Raw genomic sequence first — 19,047 nt, 5'->3', positions numbered from 1 at the left:
CATGGAAACCACGCTCTGACCTGGGCCGAGGTGATTCACTGAGCCACCTCGGTCCGCACAGAGTCCGCATGATCTTGAAATGCGGTGTCGATGGCCTTCCTCGTCCGGTCCTCCGAATCGGGGAACAGGTGGCTGTAGACGTTCAAGGTCATCGTCGCGTTCGTGTGCCCCAGGCGCTCGGAGACGACCTTCACCGACTCGCCGCCCGCGATCAGCATCGAGGCGTAGGCGTGCCGCAACGCGTGAGGCCCGGTGCCCGCAGGAAGGCCCGCTGTTCTCACCGCCTTGTGCCACGCGTTATCCATGAAGTGTGTGTAGACGATCGGGCCGCCTTCCGGTGCACTGAAGACGAACTCCTCCGGCTTGTAGATGGGGTGTGTCCAGTCCGCATCCTGACCACATGACCCGATGTTCGATTTGTGTCTATAAAGGTGGATATGCATCACAATATCCTATTTGAATGGCACTGGTAGGTAGTAGCGCCTGCCTATCTGCGAGGTCGCGTCCACGGATGTGGTGTACGAGTATCCGAATCCGGTAAGCCGATCACGGTGGAAAAGCGCGGCGTTGTCCGTGGTGAAAGCGCGGCGTTGTCCGTGGTGAAAGCGCGGCGAGGGTGGTGGAGTGGTTCAGGGCCGCTCGTCGGTGTCGCGTCGTGCGGGGTCGAAGATCAAAAGCGCAGCGAGGGCAGTGGAGTGGCCCAAGACCGCTCATCGGTACGGGTCCGCCGCGGTGCGGCAGGATTCGGGGCCGCTCCTCGCCGCTGCTCGCCGCCGCCTCGTGCGGGGCTCTCGCCGTGCGGGGTACGAAGGTCCGCGGGGTGTCCGGTCACGGGTCGCCCCCGGCCGGGTGCGGGGACGAATCGGGCCTTCCACCACGAAAAGCGGCCCACCCGAGGGGCCGGAGTTGTGCTTTCCATGATCTGGGTGAATCCGCACGCCCCCAGCGTGCCAACTCACCCAGATCATGGAAAATCCCCGATCGTCACCACCACGGCCCCGCCTCCACGCCCGCCATGACCCGCTTTGCCCCCTCCCGGAGCTCCACCGGCCCGCCCCCGGTCACCCACACCCGACCAACGCCCGCCCCCACCCTGCGTGATGCGTTACCGGTGAGCGGCCCCCGACCACTCCACCGCCCTCGCCGCGCTTTTGATCTTCGGCCCTGCGTGATGCGTTACCGGTGAGCGGCCCCCGACCACTCCACCGCCCTCGCCGCGCTTTTGATCTTCGGCCCTGCGTGATGCGTTACCGGTGAGCGGCCCCCGACCACTCCACCGCCCTCGCCGCGCTTTTGATCTTCGGCCCTGCGTGATGCGTTACCGGTGAGCGGCCCCCGACCACTCCACCGCCCTCGCCGCGCTTTTGATCTTCGGCCCTGCGTGATGCGTTACCGGTGAGCGGCCCCCGACCACTCCACCGCCCTCGCCGCGCTTTTGATCTTCGGCCCTGCGTGATGCGTTACCGGTGAGCGGCCCCCGACCACTCCACCGCCCTCGCCGCGCTTTTGATCTTCGGCCCTGCGTGATGCGTTACCGGTGAGCGGCCCTGAACCAGGGCACCGCCCTCGCTGCGTTTTTCCCCACGGACGACGCCGCGCTTTTCAACGGCGATCAGCCAGGCGCGACGCAGGTACCGATCTCAAACACTCGTACACCACCTGAGCGGACGCGACGGGGTCCCTGTCAGGGTTTCAGTGACGTTATTTGGCAGAGTCAGTTGGTGCCGACGACGAGGGCGTCCCGTGCGGCATCGATGACTTCAGCGGTGACTCGATCGAGCCCGTTGAGCTTCATGACGCGCTCGCCCTGGTTCAGCAGGCGGGTGACGAGCCGGAAGTTGCCTGCGGTCGTGCGGGTGATGGCGGCAATGGCATCGGTTGTGGTGACGTCGGGGACATCCAGGCCCAGGTGGGCGAATGCGGTGGCAAGGACGGCGGCCAGTTCACCGGCGGCGAGAGTGCGGTAGTGGTGGACGAAGCCGACGCGACTGTAGAGCTGTGGATAGCGGGCCGGTCTCTTTCCGATGCAGGGCATGCCGATGAAGACCAGGACGAGGGCGCTGCGGTCGTAGAAGTCGCGGACCTGCTCGATCGCGCGGGTACTGAGGCGCTCGGCCTCGTCGATATTACCGACCGGGGGAGCTCGGATCCCTGCTCTGACCTGTGGATATTCATAGACTGCATGTCCGCGATGAGGGCCGATGGAGCTCGGCAGCGTGGGCGTGTCGGCTCCGCCTCAGAGTTCGCTCTCGCGCATGTCCCAGACCGGTCTCTGGCCGTCAGGCGGGCCGGAAAGCACTCGAAGAGCGAATGGCCGGTATTCCTCGTGGGCGTCGGCAGCGGAGAATCCTGCTGATGTCAGAACGTCGATCATCGCGTGCATCATGGCACGGGAGATGGCGCCTTGGTGGCGCACCGCCGCGATCTCCGCGTCGTCTTCAGGCGGGGTGCGCATGTATTTGAGCTCGCGCAGCGCGCAGTCCCTCAGGCGAGGGCTCACCTGCCAGCTGACGAAGACGCCGCCTGCCGCATCGTCTCCGGGGTCAACATCGACCTCGGCTCCAGCGGCGAGCTGCGGAGCGAGTTCGGGTGCGAGGACGGGTAGTCCAGCGGTGACCAGTGCGTTCCGAACTTGGGCCGCCAGCCGGTTCAGGCGGGCCGAGGCCTCGGCGCTGACTCTCTCGAACATCCCGGCAATCTATCTGCCGATCATGAGGCCTCTTGGGACGAGCTATCCAGGCGTCTGCGGTGGCGCGAGTTGGGCTTCGAGGTCGGCGATGCGCCGGTCTTGGAAGCGCAGGCCGAAGGCGTGGATGCCGTAAGCCTGCTGAATAGCGCCGCGCGTCACAACTTTCGCGACGCATCTACGCGTGCGCGAGCCTGTCCCGTTCGGGTGAGGACCGGCCGCGTACCACCACCCGTTCAACGTCCATACCGCCCACCTGGGGAAGGCGTGGCCGATGACCGCGGCGAGCGCGGATGACTCGGAGAGCGTAGTCATGGTGTGACAACACGTTGCCCTTGTCTGCAACGTCGCCCATATGGGCAAGGTGGGATACGTCTCTAGCGTCTTACTCATGGAAATTGACCGTTTCGACCCGTCGCCCATCTACCAGCAGGTGGTGCGGGTCGTCCGTGACCGGATCAAGGCCGGTGAGTTGAAGCCGCGCGATCCCATCCCGAGCGAGTCGAGCATGGTCGCGGACCACAACATCGCCCAGGACACCGCTCGAGCGGCTGTTGCCCTGCTCCGCGAAGAGGGTTACGTGATCACGCTGCCCCAGCGAGGAACGTGCGTCGCGACCAAGGAGAACTGGCCGGGGAAGTAAGCGGGCACCCCAGATCAGGCGACACGTCCGGATACTGCCCAAGTTTGAATTTACTCACTCTGAGTAGTCAAGCTAGTGCGCATAGTAACGGATGGGGTGGTCCGCAGCAGGCGGGGCACCCCTGCTCAAAGGAGAGAACCGCGGATGAACCGCAACACGATCGCCGCTGCACTGATTGCCCTCGGCGCCGTCCTGGCCGCGCCCGTAGCTGCCGGCCCGGCCCACGCGGCGCTCCCAACTGACCTCGTTGGCGATCTGGTTAACAGGATCACGGGCTCCAGCGACTCGCCCCCCGATGATCACGAGCCTCGCGACGCCAACTCCGACAGCAAGTCCGACAGTGACTCCGACAGCAAGTCCCGCTCCGACAGCAAGTCCGACAGTGACTCCGACAGCAAGTCCCGCTCCGACAGCAAGTCCGACAGTGACTCCGACAGCAAGTCCCGCTCCGACAGCAAGTCCGACAGTGACTCCGACAGCAAGTCCCGCTCCGACAGCAAGTCCGACAGTGACTCCGACAGCAAGTCCCGCTCCGACAGCAAGTCCGACAGTGACTCCGACAGTGACTCCGACAGCGACTCCCGCTCCGGCAGCTCCGGCAGCTCCGGCAGCTCCGGCAGCTCCGGCAGCTCCGACGACGACGACGACGACGACAACGACGACGACGACAACGACAACGATGACGACGGCAACGATGACGACGACAACGACAACGACGACAACGACAACGACTAGGGGGCCGTGGAAGGTAGCGAGGGCGGTGAAGGACTTCGTGACCGACGCCTGCGGCACCCCGGTTCACGTCCTGCCCGACGACAACCGGCCCCGCCCAGCGCTCTCGCAGGTAACCCGCCCCCCTGCCCCCCAGGGCAGTTTTCAGGGGTTGTGGCGGCACCCGTCAGGGCTGCCTAAAGCGCCTGCTGAACCTGAAAGCTCGACGTGACACGCGATCATGCCTCTGACCTGCAGTGACAGGCGCGTTCTGCGTAACGTCGACCTTTGATCATCAGTAGGTCGCAGATCAGGAGGGGTCTAGAAAGCTAGGTGGAGGGTCTGGAAACTAGACCCTCCTCGCCTAGATCTAGACCCCGTGGCGGGTCCTAAACGCTGCTCTAGGCCCTCTCCAGCGCCCTCAGCACGTCGCCCCGCGGTAGCCCGTTACGGTTCCGGCCGCCCACGCCAAGCTGCCTTGGAGCCACGCCGAACGGGTGCAACTCATCGGCGAGCCGGGCCGCGTGCCCACACGTACGGGCTCCACCGCGACCTGGGCCAGGCCGACGTCGGCACCAGTGGCGAAGTCCAGACGCTTCCCGGCTGCTTTCACCGCGGGGATGCGGGCCGGGCAGAGGGGGCGGCCCGCAGAGATGGTCGCGTGGATGGTGCCTGTGGTGCGGGCCTGCAGGTTCACGGGAAGAAAGGTGTGAGCCGATCATCCAGAAGGCCTCCGCTCGCCGGTCGAGTGGAGGCCTTCTCCAGTTCGTGCGAGATGCATGTCACCTCGCACGGTCACCTCGCACGGTCGGCTTGCCGCGATTGGCTGCCTCGTATGCTCCGGAGCCGAGCACGCTGCTAACGGCCGTCCAAGACGTCGGCGAGGATTTTTGCCCGTATTTCCGCCCGTATCAGGAAGGCGAAGGTCATGATCATTCATGACGGGAGCGGGCCGGATCATCCTCCCGTCGCGTAGTGGGACGACGACCTGTGGTGACCGGTTCTGTCCGCGAGTGGGAGAGTTCCGGTACCTGGCGGCTTTTCCGGCTCGCCGTCCTCAGAGTGGTGAGTTGTCTGGTTGGAGGCAGGTAGGCATGGCCATTCCGGGGGGTGTGACACTGGGTGACGTATTTCGGGTTAAATGCGCAGGTCGCGACAGTCAGAGGGCCGTCCAGTTAGCAATGCGTGGCGTTTGAGTAATCGCACCATGCGCTGGCCAGGGGCAATGTGCTTTTCGCCGGTCATCGATGACATCGGCGGCCTCGTCGGGGCTCCAGACCCGGTTTGCTCAGTCATCGCGATGCCTGCAGCATAGGCGTGGCTTTCCTGGAAGAATCGGCGGGGCGGCTAGAGTAAGTGCGTCACCATGGTCAACGGGATCAGCGGCAATACGACACCGTGCGGCCGAGGATTGACGCGAGCGGAGGCGTGATGGCTCGAAGGTCGACGGTCCAGCGTGATCCCCGGATCGCTGGCGACCCTGAGCTGTCGGCATACCCGGACTTCCCCGACGACCCCGATCTCGGACGCGCCCCGGCGCGCGGGCGGGGCGCGTCGCGTGGTCGCTGGTCCGGTGGAGGCGGTCGCTGGCTGGTGTGGACCGGCCGCGCCGTGCTCTGGGCGCTGATAGTCGTCATCGTCGTGAACGGGGTCCGCGCACCCTTTGAGCGCTTCACCCAGCAGAACGCCCCCTCGGGCGCGGCGCCCGCCTCCGCGGACGGATTCCCCGCCGCCCAGGGGTCCGCCTTCGCGACCCAGTTCGCCGAGGTCTACCTGAACTTCGACGGGGCCCGGCTTGAGGAGAGGAAGTCGCGGCTCGTCCCCTACCTGCCCGAAGGCACGGAGCCGCAGTTCGGCTGGGACGGTTTCGGCCGGATGAGCGCCGGCGCGGTGCAGCCGTACGGGATCGAGGTCGTCGACACGGACAACGCGGTCGTCACCGTCCTCTACCAGTCGGACGACCGCCGCCAGCTCCTGTCGGTGCCCATCTACCACGACCGGTCCACGAAGAGGTTCGTCGTCGCGGGGCGCCCGGGCATCCTGCCGGCGCCGAAGGCGGCGAGCCTGCCGCCCAAGGCCGCACCCGACCGTGACCGCGCCGCGGAGCAGGAGCTGCGCACCCCGCTGGAGGACTTCTTCAAGGCCTACGCGGCGAGCGACACCGCCTCGCTGCAGCGTTACGCCGACGCCGGGATCACCCTGGAGGGGTTCGGCGGCGCGTTCACCTTCCTGCAGCTCAAAGAGCTCGCCGTGCCCCTTCCCGGGGGGGCCACCCGCGAGGTGACCGCGACGGTCCTGTGGGGCGTGCCGTCGAAGGCGAGGCAGTCCACCGAACCGGAACCCGCCGATCCCGGCCAGATGGAAGGCAAGCTCGAGCAGGCCTACCTGCTCACCGTGGTCAAGCAAGGCGACAAGTGGTTCGTCAAGGATATTCGCGGTGCATATCGATCTGTGGCGAGGTAACACATGATCGAATGGTGCCGGTCCACGGTGAGCAGACCCCCCCTGATCGACGAGCCGCCGGTTCGGGTTCGCGCGCGAGTGCGTCGCGGGCCCGTCGCCGCCAGGAGGCCGCGATCGTGAGTACGGAGGACAAGAAGTGATTCTCAAGACCATGCTGCTGAGCGCCATGGAGTTCGCTCAGCCCACAGCCCCTCCGGCAGGCGTCAACACAGAGGGCCTCGCTGACTTCCTCCGCAGTTTCTTCGCGCCGCTCTTCCTCGTCATCGTCTCGGTGGTGGCCCTCTTCTTCCTCTTCACCCGTGAGATCACCAGATTCGTTCAGTTCATCATCCTGGCGATCGCCATCGGAGTGATCTTCTACGTGCCGAACATCATCGAGGTGACTGCCAAGGCGATTGCGGGCGCACTGGGCATCTCGGGGGGTTGAGACCGCCTCCAAACGGTCAAACAAGGAGAGGCGGAAAGGAGGATCACGTGGATCTGCCCACGTACACCAATATCTGGAGGATTGAGAAGCGGCTCTACAAGCTGTACGACCTACGGCTGCCGACGCCGCTCCCGATCGTCTGGATCGGTGGATTCGTGGGAGTGCTGGCCCCGTGGTCGCTCCTGCTCTACCTGCTCGGCCTGCCGTTCGCGGCCCCCTGGCATGTGCTTTACCTGGTGCCGCCCGGTGTCGTCACCTGGCTCTCCACCCGGCCGGTGATCGAGAGCAAGAGGCTCACCGAGCTGCTCCAGTCGCAGATGCGCTATGTGGGTGAGCCGCGTACCTGGTGCCGGATGGCTCCCATCTCCGAGCCCGCCGAGGTCACGTTGAACGGCCGGATCTGGCGGGCCGCGCCGCGGCCCGCGTCGGTCCGGGTCAGGGCGTCGCGCAAGGCCCGCCACGCCCAGTCCAAGCGTGCCGCCGCACGCTCGCGCGAGGTACGTCCAGCCGTGGCCGCCGCGGCTGCTGCGGCAGCCGCGGCCCCGGTCGCCCGCGAGCGCGTCGCCTGGGGTGAGGCCCGCGCACTCCGTCAGGGCACCGCCCCGGCTCTCACCCAGACCGCGGCGGCCGAGCCGTCCCCGGCGGGCGTCCCCGTCGTCCCCGTCATTTCCGCGGTGCCCCGCGCGTCCCTGCCTGTCGCGCCCCAGGAGTCCGGTCCCGCCGAGCTTGCCGCCTCCATGCCGGACACGCCGGTCCGGGGTCCGCTCACCGGCGGCTCTTTGGGCCGGTCCGAGGCTCAGACGGACCGTGCTCCCGCCGCGACCGGGCCTGTTTCCCGGGGGGAGGAGGCTCCGGCGGCGCCCGATGCGCCCGACGCGCCCGACGCTCCGGCCGCTCCGATCAGCACCGAGGCGCTACGGCGCCTGCGCAGGCTCGCCGCCTCCGCCGGGGCCCAGCGCGCCGCCCCGCCCGCGCCCCCCGTGCCTTCTGAGCCTGCGGTGCCTTCTGAGCCTGCGGCGGCGTCCGAGCCCGACGCGCCTTCCGAGCCCGAGGCGTCTCCGGAGATCTCCGTGCCGGCTTCGCGCTCTCCCGTTCGGGGGCGCCCCGAGGCCCCGGCCGTGCCGACGCCCTCGCCCTCGGCTCCGGAGTCGGTCCGGGCGGAGACACCCGCCACGGGCCGGGCGATGTCCGCCGAGGGGCCCGCCGAGAGGCCGTCCTTCGTGTCCGACCCCGTGGAGAAGCCCTCTGCCCCGGCCGTTCCGTCCTTCGTGCCCAGGTTCGTCGGGCCGGCGTCGGCCGGGCGCCATGACGCGGAGGCGGCCGGACTCTCACCGGACGAGGAGAGCGCGCGTCGCCGGCACCGCAGGGGGCAGCCCGCGCCGATCGGGCGGTCGGCCGACACCTCGAAGGCGTGGCCGCCTGAGCGGGTCACCGGGGAGCAGGCGGGCCCAGGCGTCCCGGAGGAGGCCGATGTCCAGGCAGGCGCCGGCAGGGCGGCCAACATGTCGATCCGCGCGGTCCCTTCCGGGTCGGCGAAGGCCGATCCGGTGGCCCCCGTGGTGCCGGTGCCCACCTCCTCGGGTGGCGAGGCGGCCAGGGTACGCCGGGTGGAGTCGGTGGTCGGCCGGGACTCCTCGGGCGGCTGGCGGCGACTGGCCCAGGTGGTGATCGGGCCGGGAGGCGGTGGCCGTACGGACGGCTCGGAGGTCGACGAGGCCCGGGCCAGGGCGGTGTTCAGCGGCAGCCGCCGGGTGGTGGTGCTGGGATGCACGGGCGGCGCCGGGCAGACCACGACCGCGCTCATGCTCGGCCACACCCTCGCCCGCTACCGGGAGGACCGGATTCTCGCGGTCGACGCCGGCGCCGGCTCCCACGCCCTGTCCAGCCGGATCCAGGGCGAGTCGCCCGAGACCCTGAGCTCCCTGCTCGCCGGCCTCGACAACGTCCAGGGATATCTGGGCATGCGCGCCTACACCAGTCGCTGCGCCTCGGGGCTTGAGGTTCTCGCCGGAGACAGCGACGCCGGTGCCGAGCAGCGCCTGTCCGACCGCACGCTCTTCTCCGATCGGCGGCTCGGCCAGACGATGGACACGCTCGACCGGTACTACAAGATGATTGTCATGGACCCGGCGGCGGCCCTGGCCGCACGGGTCCTCCCCTACGCGGATCAGCTTGTCCTCGTCGTCCCGGCCAGCGAGGACGGGCCTGACGCGGTGGCCATGACCTACGAGTGGCTCGACGGGCACGGCTGCGCCGACCTCCGTCGCCGGGCGGTCATGGTCGTCAACGGGGTGAGCCGCCGCAGCATGGAGGACGTGGAGCAGGCGGAGGCGGTCGCGCGGGGCAGGTGCCGGGCGATCGTCAGGGTCCCCTGGGAGGACGCACTGGCCCCCGGCAGGGCCGATCGGGTGGAACCGTCCCACCTGAGGGCGCCGGGCCGCCGGGCGTACCTCGCCCTGGCGGGCGTCGTCGTGGCGGGCTTCGGAACGGTGCAGGCGAGTCGACCCAGCGAGGAGGAACTAGCTCAGTGATCCCCCGGGCGCGAGAAGACGTGGTGAACGGGCGTGACGAGGTGCGGGTGAGTGGGTGGGCCGGAGGCCGCGCGGGCAGGGCCGTACGACCGGTGGGGGAGGGCCTGTGAGTCGTGCGTCCCGAGCGCGCAGCCGCCTCGCCGTCCGGTACTTCGACGACCGGATCCTGCTGACCGAGTCGTCGGTCTGGGCCTATTTCAGGCTTCCCACCGTGAGCTACGAGTTCATCACTCCCGAGGAGCGGGAGGCGCTGGCCACCAACATCACGATCGCGCTGGCCGCCATCCGGATGCCGGACGCCGAGGTGCACCTGCGGGTGGCGCACCGCACCTATCCGGCCGCCGAATGGGCGATGGCGCTGAACGCCACCTCCGACGAGGGCCCCGGCTGGCGCGACTACCTCGAGGACATGTACCGGCACGTCTGGGCCAAGGACTTCTGGACCAAGGAGGTCTACCTCGGCGTGCGGCTCGGCACGCGTGGCAGGCAGCTGGGCGCCGGGGTCCTCTCCCAGCTCTTCGGCTTCTACCAGCGCAGCGAGAAGGCACTGGGCATCGAGGACGACCACGTCCCCAAGGCGGAGATCGCCAAGTGGTCCGAGCAGGCGGAGCGGCTGGGCAGGGCACTGTCGGCCAGCGCCCTGTACGCCAGGCACGCCACCTCCGTCGAGCTCGCCTGGCTGTTCCAGCACGCCACGACCGGCTCCCTCGGCGACCCTCCGGCCTCGGCCAGCCCCAAGCGGCGGTGGGGGCAGGGGGAGATCGAGTCCCTGGTCGAGGGGCAGATCCACAACGGCAGGGCGCTGCTCCGGATCGAGCAGCCGCACGGCGACTCCTACGTGGCGCACATGTCCTTCGCCCGCTTCCCCGACCTGATGCCCTTTCCCGACGGCGAACCCTGGATGCACTTCGCCGACCAGCTGCCCTTCCCGGTGGAGATCAGTTCGAGGATGCGGCTGATCCCGCCGGTCAAGGCGAGCAAGGACGTGGCGCGCCAGCTCGCCCATGCCCGTGACATGGACATCCACATCCGCGAGGCCGGGGCGGAGGCGCCGCTGGCCCTGGCCGAGCAGATCGACGCGGCCCGGATGCTGGAGCACGGCATCACCAAGGAGCGCCTGCCGTTCGTGTACGGCTGGCACCGGCTGATCGTGTCGGCCCCGACCGAGGAGATCTGTGTGCAGCGGGTCGAGGCGGTCGTGGAGCACTACCGCGACATGGGCATCGACATCGTTAACTCCACCGGCGACCAGTTCTCGCTGTTCTGCGAGACGCTGCCGGGCGAGCGGGTCAGGGTCAACGCCTACGCGCAGCGGCAGCCGCTGCGCACCATCGCGGGCGGCATGGCCACCGCCACCGTCGACCTGGGCGACCGGACGGACGAGGGCGGCTCGGGCTGGATGGGCCCGTACGTCGGGGAGACCCTGGGCCGGGCGCGCAGCATCGTGCACTTCGACCCGCTGGTGGCGGCGACGCGTAACCGGCCGACGGCCATCGCCATCACCGGCGAGCCGGGTGGCGGCAAGACCACGCTGGCGCTATTGATGATCTATCAGATGGCGCTGCGCGGGGTGACGGTCGCGGTCATCGATCCCAAGGGCGACGCCGACTCGCTGGTGCAGCTGCTGCGGAAGCGGGGCAGGAAGGCGCGGATCATCCCGCTCGGTTCCGCGGCGCCGGGCCTGCTCGACCCGTTCTCCTTCGGCGACGATCTCGCGGCCAAGAAGACGATGGCCACCGAGACCCTGCGCCTGCTGCTGCCGCGCATGTCGGAGGAGCGCGAGTCGGCGATGATCCAGGCGGTCGCCGCGGTCTCCAACGCCGAGGACCCGTCGCTGGGCAAGGTGGTCGACTTCCTTGAGCAGACGGACGACGCCGCTTCCAAGAACCTGGGCGCGGTGCTCCGCTCCATGTCCGACATGCATCTGGCCAGGCTCTGCTTCGACCCCTCGGGCGGTGACCAGATCGACACCGAAGGCTGGACCACCGTCTTCACCCTGGGCGGTCTGACCCTGCCCGACGCCTCCACCGGCCGCGACGACTACTCCTACGAGCAGCGGCTGTCGGTGGCGCTGCTCTACCTCGTCGCGCAGTTCGCGCGGGGGCTGATGAACGGCCTGGACCGGCGGACCCCCAAAGCGATCTTCCTGGACGAGGCGTGGGCGATCACCTCCACTCCCGAGGGCGCCAAGCTGGTGCCCGAGGTCAGCAGGATGGGCCGCTCCCGCAACACGGCGCTGGTCCTGGTCTCGCAGAACGCCGGTGACCTGCTGAGCGAGCAGGTGACGAACTGTCTCTCCTCGGTGTTCGCGTTCCGCTCCACCGAACGGGTCGAGGTGGAGCACGTGATGGCGCTCCTCGGCGTCGAGGCGTCCGAGGAGCACAAGGCGGTGCTGCGCTCGCTCGGTAACGGCGAGTGCGTCTTCCGGGATCTGGACGGCCGAGCGGGCCGTATCGGGGTGGACCTGATCTCGGACGAGCTGCTGCGCTGGCTGGATACGAATCCTACCCGCGACAAACCCGACGAGAAAGTGCATGATCTTCCTGGGGGCGACAGAGTCGGTAGACCGGGGGCTGCGGCGCTGGAGGTGCGGTCATGATGGGCTCCCGCAAGGGGCTTGGGATTTTTCGCGAAAGAGGTGCCCGCAAGGGCTCCCGCAGGGGAAGGCTGGGCCGGCGGATCGCCATCGGGCTGGTGGCGCTGGCGGCGTTCCTCGCGCTGCCGCTGGTGTTCCCCGACGACACGTCCACGGCCGTCGCCGCGGCTCCCTGCGACATGTCGCCCGACCTGTCCCCTGACATCGTCGCGGGAGGTGTGGACGGCCTGATCAAGCCGCCGGTTCCCGACCTCGCGCAGCCGGGTGCCCAGGCGGCGGCCCCGGTGGCTCAGGGCAACTACGCGACCTACGGCATGAGCGGCCAGTTCTGGCACACCCACCTGCTCGGCTGTGACGACATCGCGGCGGTGATGGGCAACGCGATGGCCAACACGGTCTTCCTGTGGGCCAAGGCGCTGGACCGGCTGACCATCACCACCTATCAGGCGGCGGCCACCGAGGGCCCGCTGGAGTCGATCAAGAACGTCGTCGACGACATGGTGGTCCGCCTGGCCGATGCCATGTACTGGCCGTACCTGCGGCCGCTGGTGATCCTGGGCGCCATCTGGCTGGCCTGGTACGGGCTGATCCGCAAGCGTGCCACCACCACCGCCGAGGGCGTCATCTGGATGGTCCTCGCGGTCACCGTGGCCGTCTGGTTCTTCAGCCGTCCCGGCGACCTCACCGGGCTGGGCAAGGTCGTCACCGACAAGACCGGCGAGGTGATCAACTCGGCCTTCTCCGGGCTGCCCGGCGCGGGCGGTACCTCCTGCCTGCCGAGCAAGGGTGACACCAACCCGCAGGTCCAGGGCGGCGGGTACGGCCAGAGCGGCGTGCCCGGCGTCGACCAGAACTCCGACGCGCTCTGGTCCACCCTGGTCTGCAAGCCGTGGCTGATGGGCCAGTTCGGCACGGCCGACGCCGACGCCCCGGTCATCAAGACGTTCGGTGCCAGACTGCTGGAGATCCAGACGATCGACGCGGCCGAGCTGAAGGCCCAGCAGATGCCCGAAGCGGGATCTCATCAGGCACGATATGAGACAGAGGTCGCCGACAAGCTGCAGAACACGCCGATCTTCCCCCTTTTCCAGGGCAAGGACTGGACGAACCGGCTGGGGGTCGCGATCGGTGCCCTCATGGCCGCGGTGGTCGCGGGACTGCTGATCTTCCTGGTGGCGGTATCGCTGCTGGTCCTCAAGGTCGGGTTCCTGCTGCTGCTGATCCTCGCGCCGGTCTTCCTGCTGATCGGCGTCCACCCGGGATCCGGGCGGATCATCGCCATGCGCTGGGTGGAGATGCTGATCGGCACGTTGCTCAGACAGGCGGTGCTGGCCCTCGTCCTGGGTGTGCTCGTGTACGGCTACGCATTGATCATCTCCACCGCGATGCCGTGGGGCATGCAGGTCATGTTCATGGCGATCCTGACGATCGCGGTGTTCTTCTACCGGCGCCCCTTCCAGCACCTGTTCGCCTCCATGGACGGGCACACGCTCACCACCCGGATGCTCGGCGACGCGGCCACCGCGCCGACCCTGCAGCGGGCCGCGTCCGCGCTGCCGCCGGTCGCGGCGGCCAGGGTGGGCCGCTGGGGCATGCGCAAGGCGGAGCCGATGCTCCAGGCTGCCGCGATGGCCGGCGGAGCCTCCGTCGGCGCTGCCGCCGCCGCGGTCGCCCAGGGCAGGGGCCGCGGTGAGGACGGTGGCGCCACGCCGGCCACCCCATCGGGCACTCGGGTCCCGGTCGGCGCGCAACCGGCGCCGCTCGACACCGACGCCCAGGCGGCGGGGCGGCGCAAGGGCGCCGGCCGCGTCACCGCGGCCCGCTCGGGCGCGGCGCCACCGCTCAACCTCTCCGGCGCCGGCACGGGAGGCGGCGCGCCCCCCACCAGGTCCGGAGGTTCCTCCGGACGCGGCTCCGGTGGCTGGTTCGGCGGCCCTTCCGGCGGCTGGGCGCCGCAGGGCGGCCCGGTCTCAGGCTCGGGCGGCAGGTCCTCCTCAGGAAACGGGTCGTCCTCGGCGGGCAGGTCGTCCGGCCCCTCGGCGGTCAGGCCCTCCGCGCCGTCCTCGGGTTCCTCGGGTTCCTCGGGTGGCGGCCGGTCGGGTGGGAGCATCTTCGGCGGCTCCTCGCGAGGCGGCTCCGGCTCCGGCTCGGGGGCGCGTAACGGCGGCTCCTCCCGTGGCTCTTCGGGGTCCAAGGGCTCCGGGTCGGGCGGTTCGAGGTCGGGCGAGAGCATCTTCGGCGGCTCACGGAACTCCTCCGGTGGTTCGCGGAACCGGGACGCCTCGGGCAGGTCGTCCGAGGCGCCCCCACTCTGGATCACCAGGCGCGCGGAGCGCGGCGGGGACGCCGGTGAGCCGCCACCGTTCTGGCTCCGCCCGTCCAACCCGGACAGGGACTGACGTTGATCGAGGGAGGCAACCGGCGGGGAGCCGTCTTCGCGGTGCTGGTCGTGGTGCTCGCCGTGGTCGGCATCTACCTGACCATGTGGCCGGAGAGCGAAGACGAGGTGGGGGACCAGACAGAGCCGGCGAGCGTCACCCGTACCGTGGCGTCAGGACAGGAGCCGGCCGTGGAGCCGGCGCGCCCGGCGGCGACGGCCAGCAACGCGCCCTTCGACGTCTACGCCTACCTGCCGATGACCAAGCAGGAGCTGGCGGCCGCCGCCGACTACGCGCAGCGCTTCACCGCCGAGTACGGCACGTTCAGCTACGACGAGGACCCGGCGGTCTACGGCGACCGCCTCAGGGGTTACACCACGGCGGAGTTCTCCGGGGCGCTGCTGCGTACGGTCACCTCGCCGGGCACCGTCGAGGCGAACAGGGCCGACGAGATCGTCTCGGTCGGCGCGGCGAGGGTGAAGGGGATCCGGCAGATCGACAGCGCCTCGGTGGTGTTCGTGGTCGTCGGCACCCAGAACGTCACGGCCAAGAGCGGGGTGAACGAGCGGACCGCGGAGTACGCCGTCACGCTCATCCAGGTCGGCGCCGAATGGCGGGTCCACGACCTCCAGCCGGCGGATTCCGGCCAGGAGGGAGACGACCAGCCTTCCGAGACCGGTGCGACCGGATGAACGGCGGAACCCCATGAGGGACAACAGACACCTCCGCCTCGCGCTGGTCCTCGGAGTCGCCGCGCTCTGCATGATCACGCTGGTCATGGCGCCGATGATGATGATCAGCGGGTTTCCCTCATTCCCCTCCATCACCGGGCAGGCGCAACCCGACTGCGGGGAGAACGCTCAGACGGTGGGTGACGAGTCGGAGACCGCGACGTCCGACATCCCCGAGGAGTATCTGAAGCTCTATCGCGAGCACGGGCAGAAGGTCGGCGTGCAGTGGAACGTGCTCGCCGGGGTCGGCAAGCGCGAGACCGACCACGGCCGCTCCACCCTCCCCGGCGTGCGCGGCGGCGTCAACTACGCCGGCGCCGCCGGGCCGATGCAGTTCCTCATCAGCACCTGGGGCGGCAAGGCCAAGATCAAGATTCCGTCCACGTTCAACGGCTATGCCTCCGACGGCGACGGAGACGGCTGGGCCGACGTGTACAACCCGGCTGACGCCATCCTAGGTGCGGCGAAGATGCTGAAGCGGAACGGCGCGCCGGAGGACGTACGGCGTTCGCTGTTCGTCTACAACCGTGCCTGGTGGTACGTCGACCAGGTCATGGAGATCGCCAAGAAGTACGCCAAGGACGGCGAGGTCACCACCCCGCCCGAGGCGGACGACAGCTGCGACGAACCCATGCTGGAGGCGGCGCCGACAGGCACGGTGGCCGGGATCCTCCAGTACGCGCTGGCCCAGCGCGGTAAGCCCTACATCTGGGGCGGCACGGGGCCCGCCGGCTACGACTGCTCGGGGATCATCTACATGGCCTACCGGAGCGTCGGCCTGAGCATCCCGCGGACCACGTTCGTCCAGTGGCCGTTCGGCGTGAAGATCTCCGCGGGGCAGGAGCAGGCGGGTGATCTCGTCTTCTTCAACGCCGGTCCCGGCACCGGCCCGAACCGTCCGGGGCATGTGGGCATGGTGGTGTCACCGGGCAAGATGATCGAGGCGAGATGCCGGCTGTGCGGGCCGATCAAGGTCACCACCTACCGGGAACGCACCAACATCATGGGATACACCCGCCCGCTGCAACACCCCCAGGTACTCGCGCAACTCAAGTTGAGGGAGCAAGGCTGACAGAATCGGATGCCATGGAAAAGGTCGTTGTGGGCGCCGCGATCATTGACGGCCAGGGCAGGCTGCTCGCCGCCCAGCGCGCCGACCCTCCCGAGCTGGCCGGTGGCTGGGAACTGCCGGGAGGCAAGGTCGATCCCGGTGAGGACGAGCACACGGCGCTGGTCAGGGAGTGCCAGGAGGAGCTTGGCGTACTGATCGAGGTGGGCGAGCGGGTCGGCGGCGACTGGGCGCTCGCCGGCGGCTACGTGCTGCGGATCTGGCTCGCGGTGATCGCCGAGGGCAGGCCGGAGGCCAGGGAGCACCTGGAGCTGCGCTGGCTGAAGGTGGACGAGTTCTACGACGTGGCGTGGCTTCCCGCGGACCTTCCAATCGTGCGGGCGGTACAAGGTCGCCTCAACGATGGGCAAGGTCGGTTCAATAAGGATTGATCGACTCCGCACCGTGACATAACTGCTACTGGACGTGGCGATGTTGCGTGTCCGTACCCGGGGAACGGAGATATGCGGTGACCGTATGGTGGCGTGGTACTCGGATCGTTTCGGCAGTCGGGGCGGGGGTGCTCATCCTCGGCGGGGCCTCAGGGGTGTACGCCGCCCAGATGGCCGAGCCGGCCGAGCTGCCCCTCGATCTGGCCGCCGCCGACCCCGGTACGTGGTCGCGGTGGAGCCACGCCGACGAGGCGATCCGTTTCCGCATCCGCCTGCGAGGGCCGGGCGCCGGCGCGCGGCTGGCGGTTGTGACGACCCCCGCCGATGCCCTCAGGAGCATCGAGTGCCCGGCGGCGACCAGGCCCGCGACACCGCTCCCCAAGGGGACGGCGGTCTGCGCGGTCGGTGACCTGCCCGCCGAAGGCGGGCTCGTCGACGTGCTGCTCGCCGTGCCGGAGCGCCCGCGGGACGTCACACTGACCGCCATGGCCCGGATGCGCGGACCCGGTGGCGAGACGGTGCAGCAGGGGCAGGGCACGCTCAGGGGCTCGGATGTGGTGACGCGGCAGGTGCGGGGCGCGGTCGAGAGCCCGGACGTGGTGACGCGGCAGTTCCGGGGCGCGGTCGGAAGCCCGGATGTGGTGACGCGGCAGGTCCTGGGCGCCGTCGAGAGCCCGGAGACGCCGGAGCTCGCCCGCGCAGAGAGGGAGGTCGGACCGGCTCTACCCGGCTCCGCCCTGTCCGGGCCCGTCTCCGGTGTGAACACCGGGACGTCACACGGCGCCTCCGGTGCTCCGGGTGCTCCGGGAGTGCCGGGAGTGCCGGGAGTGTCCGGCCCTTCCAGGATCTACCTGGCTGATGCTCCGCTGTCCCTGCCCGCGGATCCGCACCCGGGAGTGGAGACGCTCGGTGCCGCCGACCTGGTTCTCGACGCCCCCCGGACGATCGGGGAGAGGGGCTGGGTTCCGAAGGTCGCCCCCGGCGCCTCGAAGGTGGAGAAGGTCGAGCAGCGCACGCTGGCGTTCCTTTTTGATGTGCTGGAAAGGTCGTCCGTCCCGGAGGCGCCGAGGTCGGTCGTGGCAGGCACGGGTACGGGCGCCGGTACGGGTGGCGGCTCCGGTGCGAGCGCGGGTGCGGGCGTGGACGGGAGCGCGGCCGTGCCCTCGGCCCCGGTGGCTCCCGCTGTCCCGGTTCGGCCGGGAACGAGGCTTCCCGCCGGTGCTGCCGCCTCGGGCGTTGTGCCGGGAACGCGGTCTCCCGCCGGTGCTGCCGCCTCGGGCGTTGTGCCGGGAACGCGGCCTTCCGCCGACGCTGCCGTCCCGGACGTCGTGCCGGAGACGAGTGGCGGTGTGTCCGGCCATGACCCGGCCGCCGCCGTACCGAAGCCGGCGAGAATACCTGGGGAGCATGTTCTTCAGGGGCAGAACGGCAGGAACCGTCCGGTCATGGGTTCTCACACGGGACGCGGGGCAGCCGGACGGAAGGTGTCCGGGAAGCAGCGGGCGGCCTGCCGGTCCGGCGCGCGCCGCCAGGGAGCGGGCAGGTCGACGCTCGGGCCCATGGGACCCGGCTATCCGGGAGGCGGCCAGCAGGTGATCGGCAAGTCCGGAGCACGCCGCCCGATGGTGGTGCCCATGGGGCCGGGCTATCCGGGAGCCGCTCAGTGGCCGGCCGGACAACTCGTCCAGCCCGGGCAGGGCGTGCCCGGTCGGCTCGTTCAGCCTGGTCAGGGTGTGCCCGGTCGGCTCGCCCAGCCCGGTCAGCTCGGCGCGCGGCCACGGGGAATGGGGCAGCCGATGCTTCCGGGCTATCCGGGAGCAGGCCCGCAGGGAATGCCCGGTGGGCCTGGCGGGCCGCAGCGGGGAGCGGGCCGCCCGGCGGGCGGGCCTGTCGGTCCCGGCTACCCGGGGACCGGTTTCCCGGGGGCGGGACAACAGGTGCCTGTGGGGCAGCTGCCGGGCGGTCAGGCGCCCATGGTGCCGCCGCAGGTGCCGCCGCCCATGGGGCAGGTGCCGGGCGGTCAGGTGCCGCAGGTGCCGCCGACCTCCATGGGGATGGCGGGGGCGGGTCAGCTGCCCGGTCTCGGGAACGGCCTCCAGTTCCAGTTGCCGTCGGCGGGATCCTTCCCCGCCGCCGCGCAGGTTCCCGTGCCGCAGGACCCACGCCCGCAGGGGGCACCCCTCCCGCAGGATCTCGACGGTCCGAACACTCAGGTCCAGCCGGTCGCCGAGTCAAGCCCGCTGCTGACAGAGGTACGAGGCCTACCGGCGGTGGGAGCAGGGGTGGGGGCACTACTCGGTCTCCTCTGGCTGCAGAGGAGAATCCAGCGCCGCCGTCGTTCGCGACACGTTTTGTAAAAGGCGGTTTACTGTTACTTTTGC

General features: G+C 69.6%; 15 protein-coding genes. 11 read left to right on the top strand and 4 right to left on the bottom strand.

The genetic code is table 11. The annotated features are described in order from the left end of the window. Nucleotides 1-35: 35 nt before the first annotated feature. The 4 genes from OG884_RS11080 to OG884_RS11065 form a co-directional block, all read right to left on the bottom strand. Nucleotides 36-443: a tyrosine-type recombinase/integrase gene (locus tag OG884_RS11080; protein WP_326644731.1), complete on the bottom strand. Its 408-nt coding sequence runs from the start codon at nucleotides 441-443 to the stop codon at nucleotides 36-38. 1,271 nt (nucleotides 444-1,714) lie between these two features. Further along, nucleotides 1,715-2,035: a hypothetical protein gene (locus OG884_RS11075; protein ID WP_326644729.1), complete on the bottom strand. Its 321-nt coding sequence runs from the start codon at nucleotides 2,033-2,035 to the stop codon at nucleotides 1,715-1,717. Between the two features lie 201 nt (nucleotides 2,036-2,236). After that, a complete protein-coding gene (locus OG884_RS11070; RefSeq protein WP_326644727.1) occupies nucleotides 2,237-2,689 on the bottom strand; it encodes a hypothetical protein in 453 nt (150 codons plus the stop codon). Between the two features lie 42 nt (nucleotides 2,690-2,731). Then, nucleotides 2,732-3,001 carry a hypothetical protein gene (locus OG884_RS11065; protein WP_326644725.1) on the bottom strand — a complete coding sequence of 90 codons (270 nt, stop codon included), beginning with the start codon at nucleotides 2,999-3,001 and terminating at the stop codon, nucleotides 2,732-2,734. 76 nt (nucleotides 3,002-3,077) lie between these two features. On the opposite strand from OG884_RS11065, the gene OG884_RS11060 reads away from it, so the two are divergent. The 11 genes from OG884_RS11060 (at nucleotide 3,078) to OG884_RS11010 (ending at nucleotide 19,023) form a co-directional block, all read left to right on the top strand. After that, nucleotides 3,078-3,329 (top strand): winged helix-turn-helix domain-containing protein, encoded by a 252-nt coding sequence (locus OG884_RS11060; RefSeq protein ID WP_326644723.1) that lies wholly within the window; start codon nucleotides 3,078-3,080, stop codon nucleotides 3,327-3,329. 144 nt (nucleotides 3,330-3,473) lie between these two features. Further along, nucleotides 3,474-4,064, top strand: a complete 591-nt coding sequence (locus OG884_RS11055; RefSeq protein WP_326644720.1) for a hypothetical protein — start codon at nucleotides 3,474-3,476, stop codon at nucleotides 4,062-4,064. 1,407 nt (nucleotides 4,065-5,471) lie between these two features. Beyond that, nucleotides 5,472-6,503, top strand: a complete 1,032-nt coding sequence (locus tag OG884_RS11050; protein WP_326644719.1) for a conjugal transfer protein — start codon at nucleotides 5,472-5,474, stop codon at nucleotides 6,501-6,503. A gap of 151 nt (nucleotides 6,504-6,654) precedes the next feature. Continuing rightward, entirely contained in the window at nucleotides 6,655-6,930 is a 276-nt protein-coding gene (locus OG884_RS11045) for a hypothetical protein (RefSeq protein WP_037970213.1), read from the top strand. 47 nt (nucleotides 6,931-6,977) lie between these two features. Then, a complete protein-coding gene (locus OG884_RS11040; protein WP_326644717.1) occupies nucleotides 6,978-9,461 on the top strand; it encodes a TcpE family conjugal transfer membrane protein in 2,484 nt (827 codons plus the stop codon). A gap of 106 nt (nucleotides 9,462-9,567) precedes the next feature. Beyond that, nucleotides 9,568-12,060, top strand: a complete 2,493-nt coding sequence (locus OG884_RS11035) for an ATP-binding protein (protein ID WP_326644715.1) — start codon at nucleotides 9,568-9,570, stop codon at nucleotides 12,058-12,060. Next, a complete protein-coding gene (locus tag OG884_RS11030; protein WP_326644713.1) occupies nucleotides 12,057-14,456 on the top strand; it encodes a type IV secretion system protein in 2,400 nt (799 codons plus the stop codon). Before OG884_RS11035 ends, OG884_RS11030 begins: the two co-directional genes overlap by 4 nt. Before the next feature lie 2 nt (nucleotides 14,457-14,458). Beyond that, nucleotides 14,459-15,127: a hypothetical protein gene (locus OG884_RS11025; RefSeq protein WP_326644710.1), complete on the top strand. Its 669-nt coding sequence runs from the start codon at nucleotides 14,459-14,461 to the stop codon at nucleotides 15,125-15,127. A gap of 13 nt (nucleotides 15,128-15,140) precedes the next feature. Further along, entirely contained in the window at nucleotides 15,141-16,238 is a 1,098-nt protein-coding gene (locus OG884_RS11020; protein WP_326644708.1) for a C40 family peptidase, read from the top strand. A gap of 14 nt (nucleotides 16,239-16,252) precedes the next feature. Beyond that, nucleotides 16,253-16,666: a (deoxy)nucleoside triphosphate pyrophosphohydrolase gene (locus tag OG884_RS11015; protein WP_326644706.1), complete on the top strand. Its 414-nt coding sequence runs from the start codon at nucleotides 16,253-16,255 to the stop codon at nucleotides 16,664-16,666. Between the two features lie 77 nt (nucleotides 16,667-16,743). Continuing rightward, nucleotides 16,744-19,023, top strand: coding sequence for a hypothetical protein (locus OG884_RS11010; RefSeq protein ID WP_326644704.1), 2,280 nt, complete (start codon nucleotides 16,744-16,746; stop codon nucleotides 19,021-19,023). Nucleotides 19,024-19,047 lie beyond the last annotated feature (24 nt).

This window comes from Streptosporangium sp. NBC_01755, from assembly GCF_035917995.1.
GTDB lineage: Bacteria > Actinomycetota > Actinomycetes > Streptosporangiales > Streptosporangiaceae > Streptosporangium.
The sequence above is the reverse complement of the archived record's forward strand: the minus strand, read 5'-3'. Positions and strand labels throughout refer to the sequence as shown.

What these genes read in the sequence shown, in the direction of transcription:
- OG884_RS11080 (WP_326644731.1), bottom strand. Translation starts at nt 443, where the DNA reads ATGCATATCCACCTTTATAGACACAAATCGAACATCGGGTCATGTGGT.
- OG884_RS11075 (WP_326644729.1), bottom strand. Translation starts at nt 2,035, where the DNA reads ATGCCCTGCATCGGAAAGAGACCGGCCCGCTATCCACAGCTCTACAGT.
- OG884_RS11070 (WP_326644727.1), bottom strand. Translation starts at nt 2,689, where the DNA reads ATGTTCGAGAGAGTCAGCGCCGAGGCCTCGGCCCGCCTGAACCGGCTG.
- OG884_RS11065 (WP_326644725.1), bottom strand. Translation starts at nt 3,001, where the DNA reads ATGACTACGCTCTCCGAGTCATCCGCGCTCGCCGCGGTCATCGGCCAC.
- OG884_RS11060 (WP_326644723.1), top strand. Translation starts at nt 3,078, where the DNA reads ATGGAAATTGACCGTTTCGACCCGTCGCCCATCTACCAGCAGGTGGTG.
- OG884_RS11055 (WP_326644720.1), top strand. Translation starts at nt 3,474, where the DNA reads ATGAACCGCAACACGATCGCCGCTGCACTGATTGCCCTCGGCGCCGTC.
- OG884_RS11050 (WP_326644719.1), top strand. Translation starts at nt 5,472, where the DNA reads ATGGCTCGAAGGTCGACGGTCCAGCGTGATCCCCGGATCGCTGGCGAC.
- OG884_RS11045 (WP_037970213.1), top strand. Translation starts at nt 6,655, where the DNA reads ATGCTGCTGAGCGCCATGGAGTTCGCTCAGCCCACAGCCCCTCCGGCA.
- OG884_RS11030 (WP_326644713.1), top strand. Translation starts at nt 12,057, where the DNA reads ATGATGGGCTCCCGCAAGGGGCTTGGGATTTTTCGCGAAAGAGGTGCC.
- OG884_RS11020 (WP_326644708.1), top strand. Translation starts at nt 15,141, where the DNA reads ATGAGGGACAACAGACACCTCCGCCTCGCGCTGGTCCTCGGAGTCGCC.
- OG884_RS11015 (WP_326644706.1), top strand. Translation starts at nt 16,253, where the DNA reads ATGGAAAAGGTCGTTGTGGGCGCCGCGATCATTGACGGCCAGGGCAGG.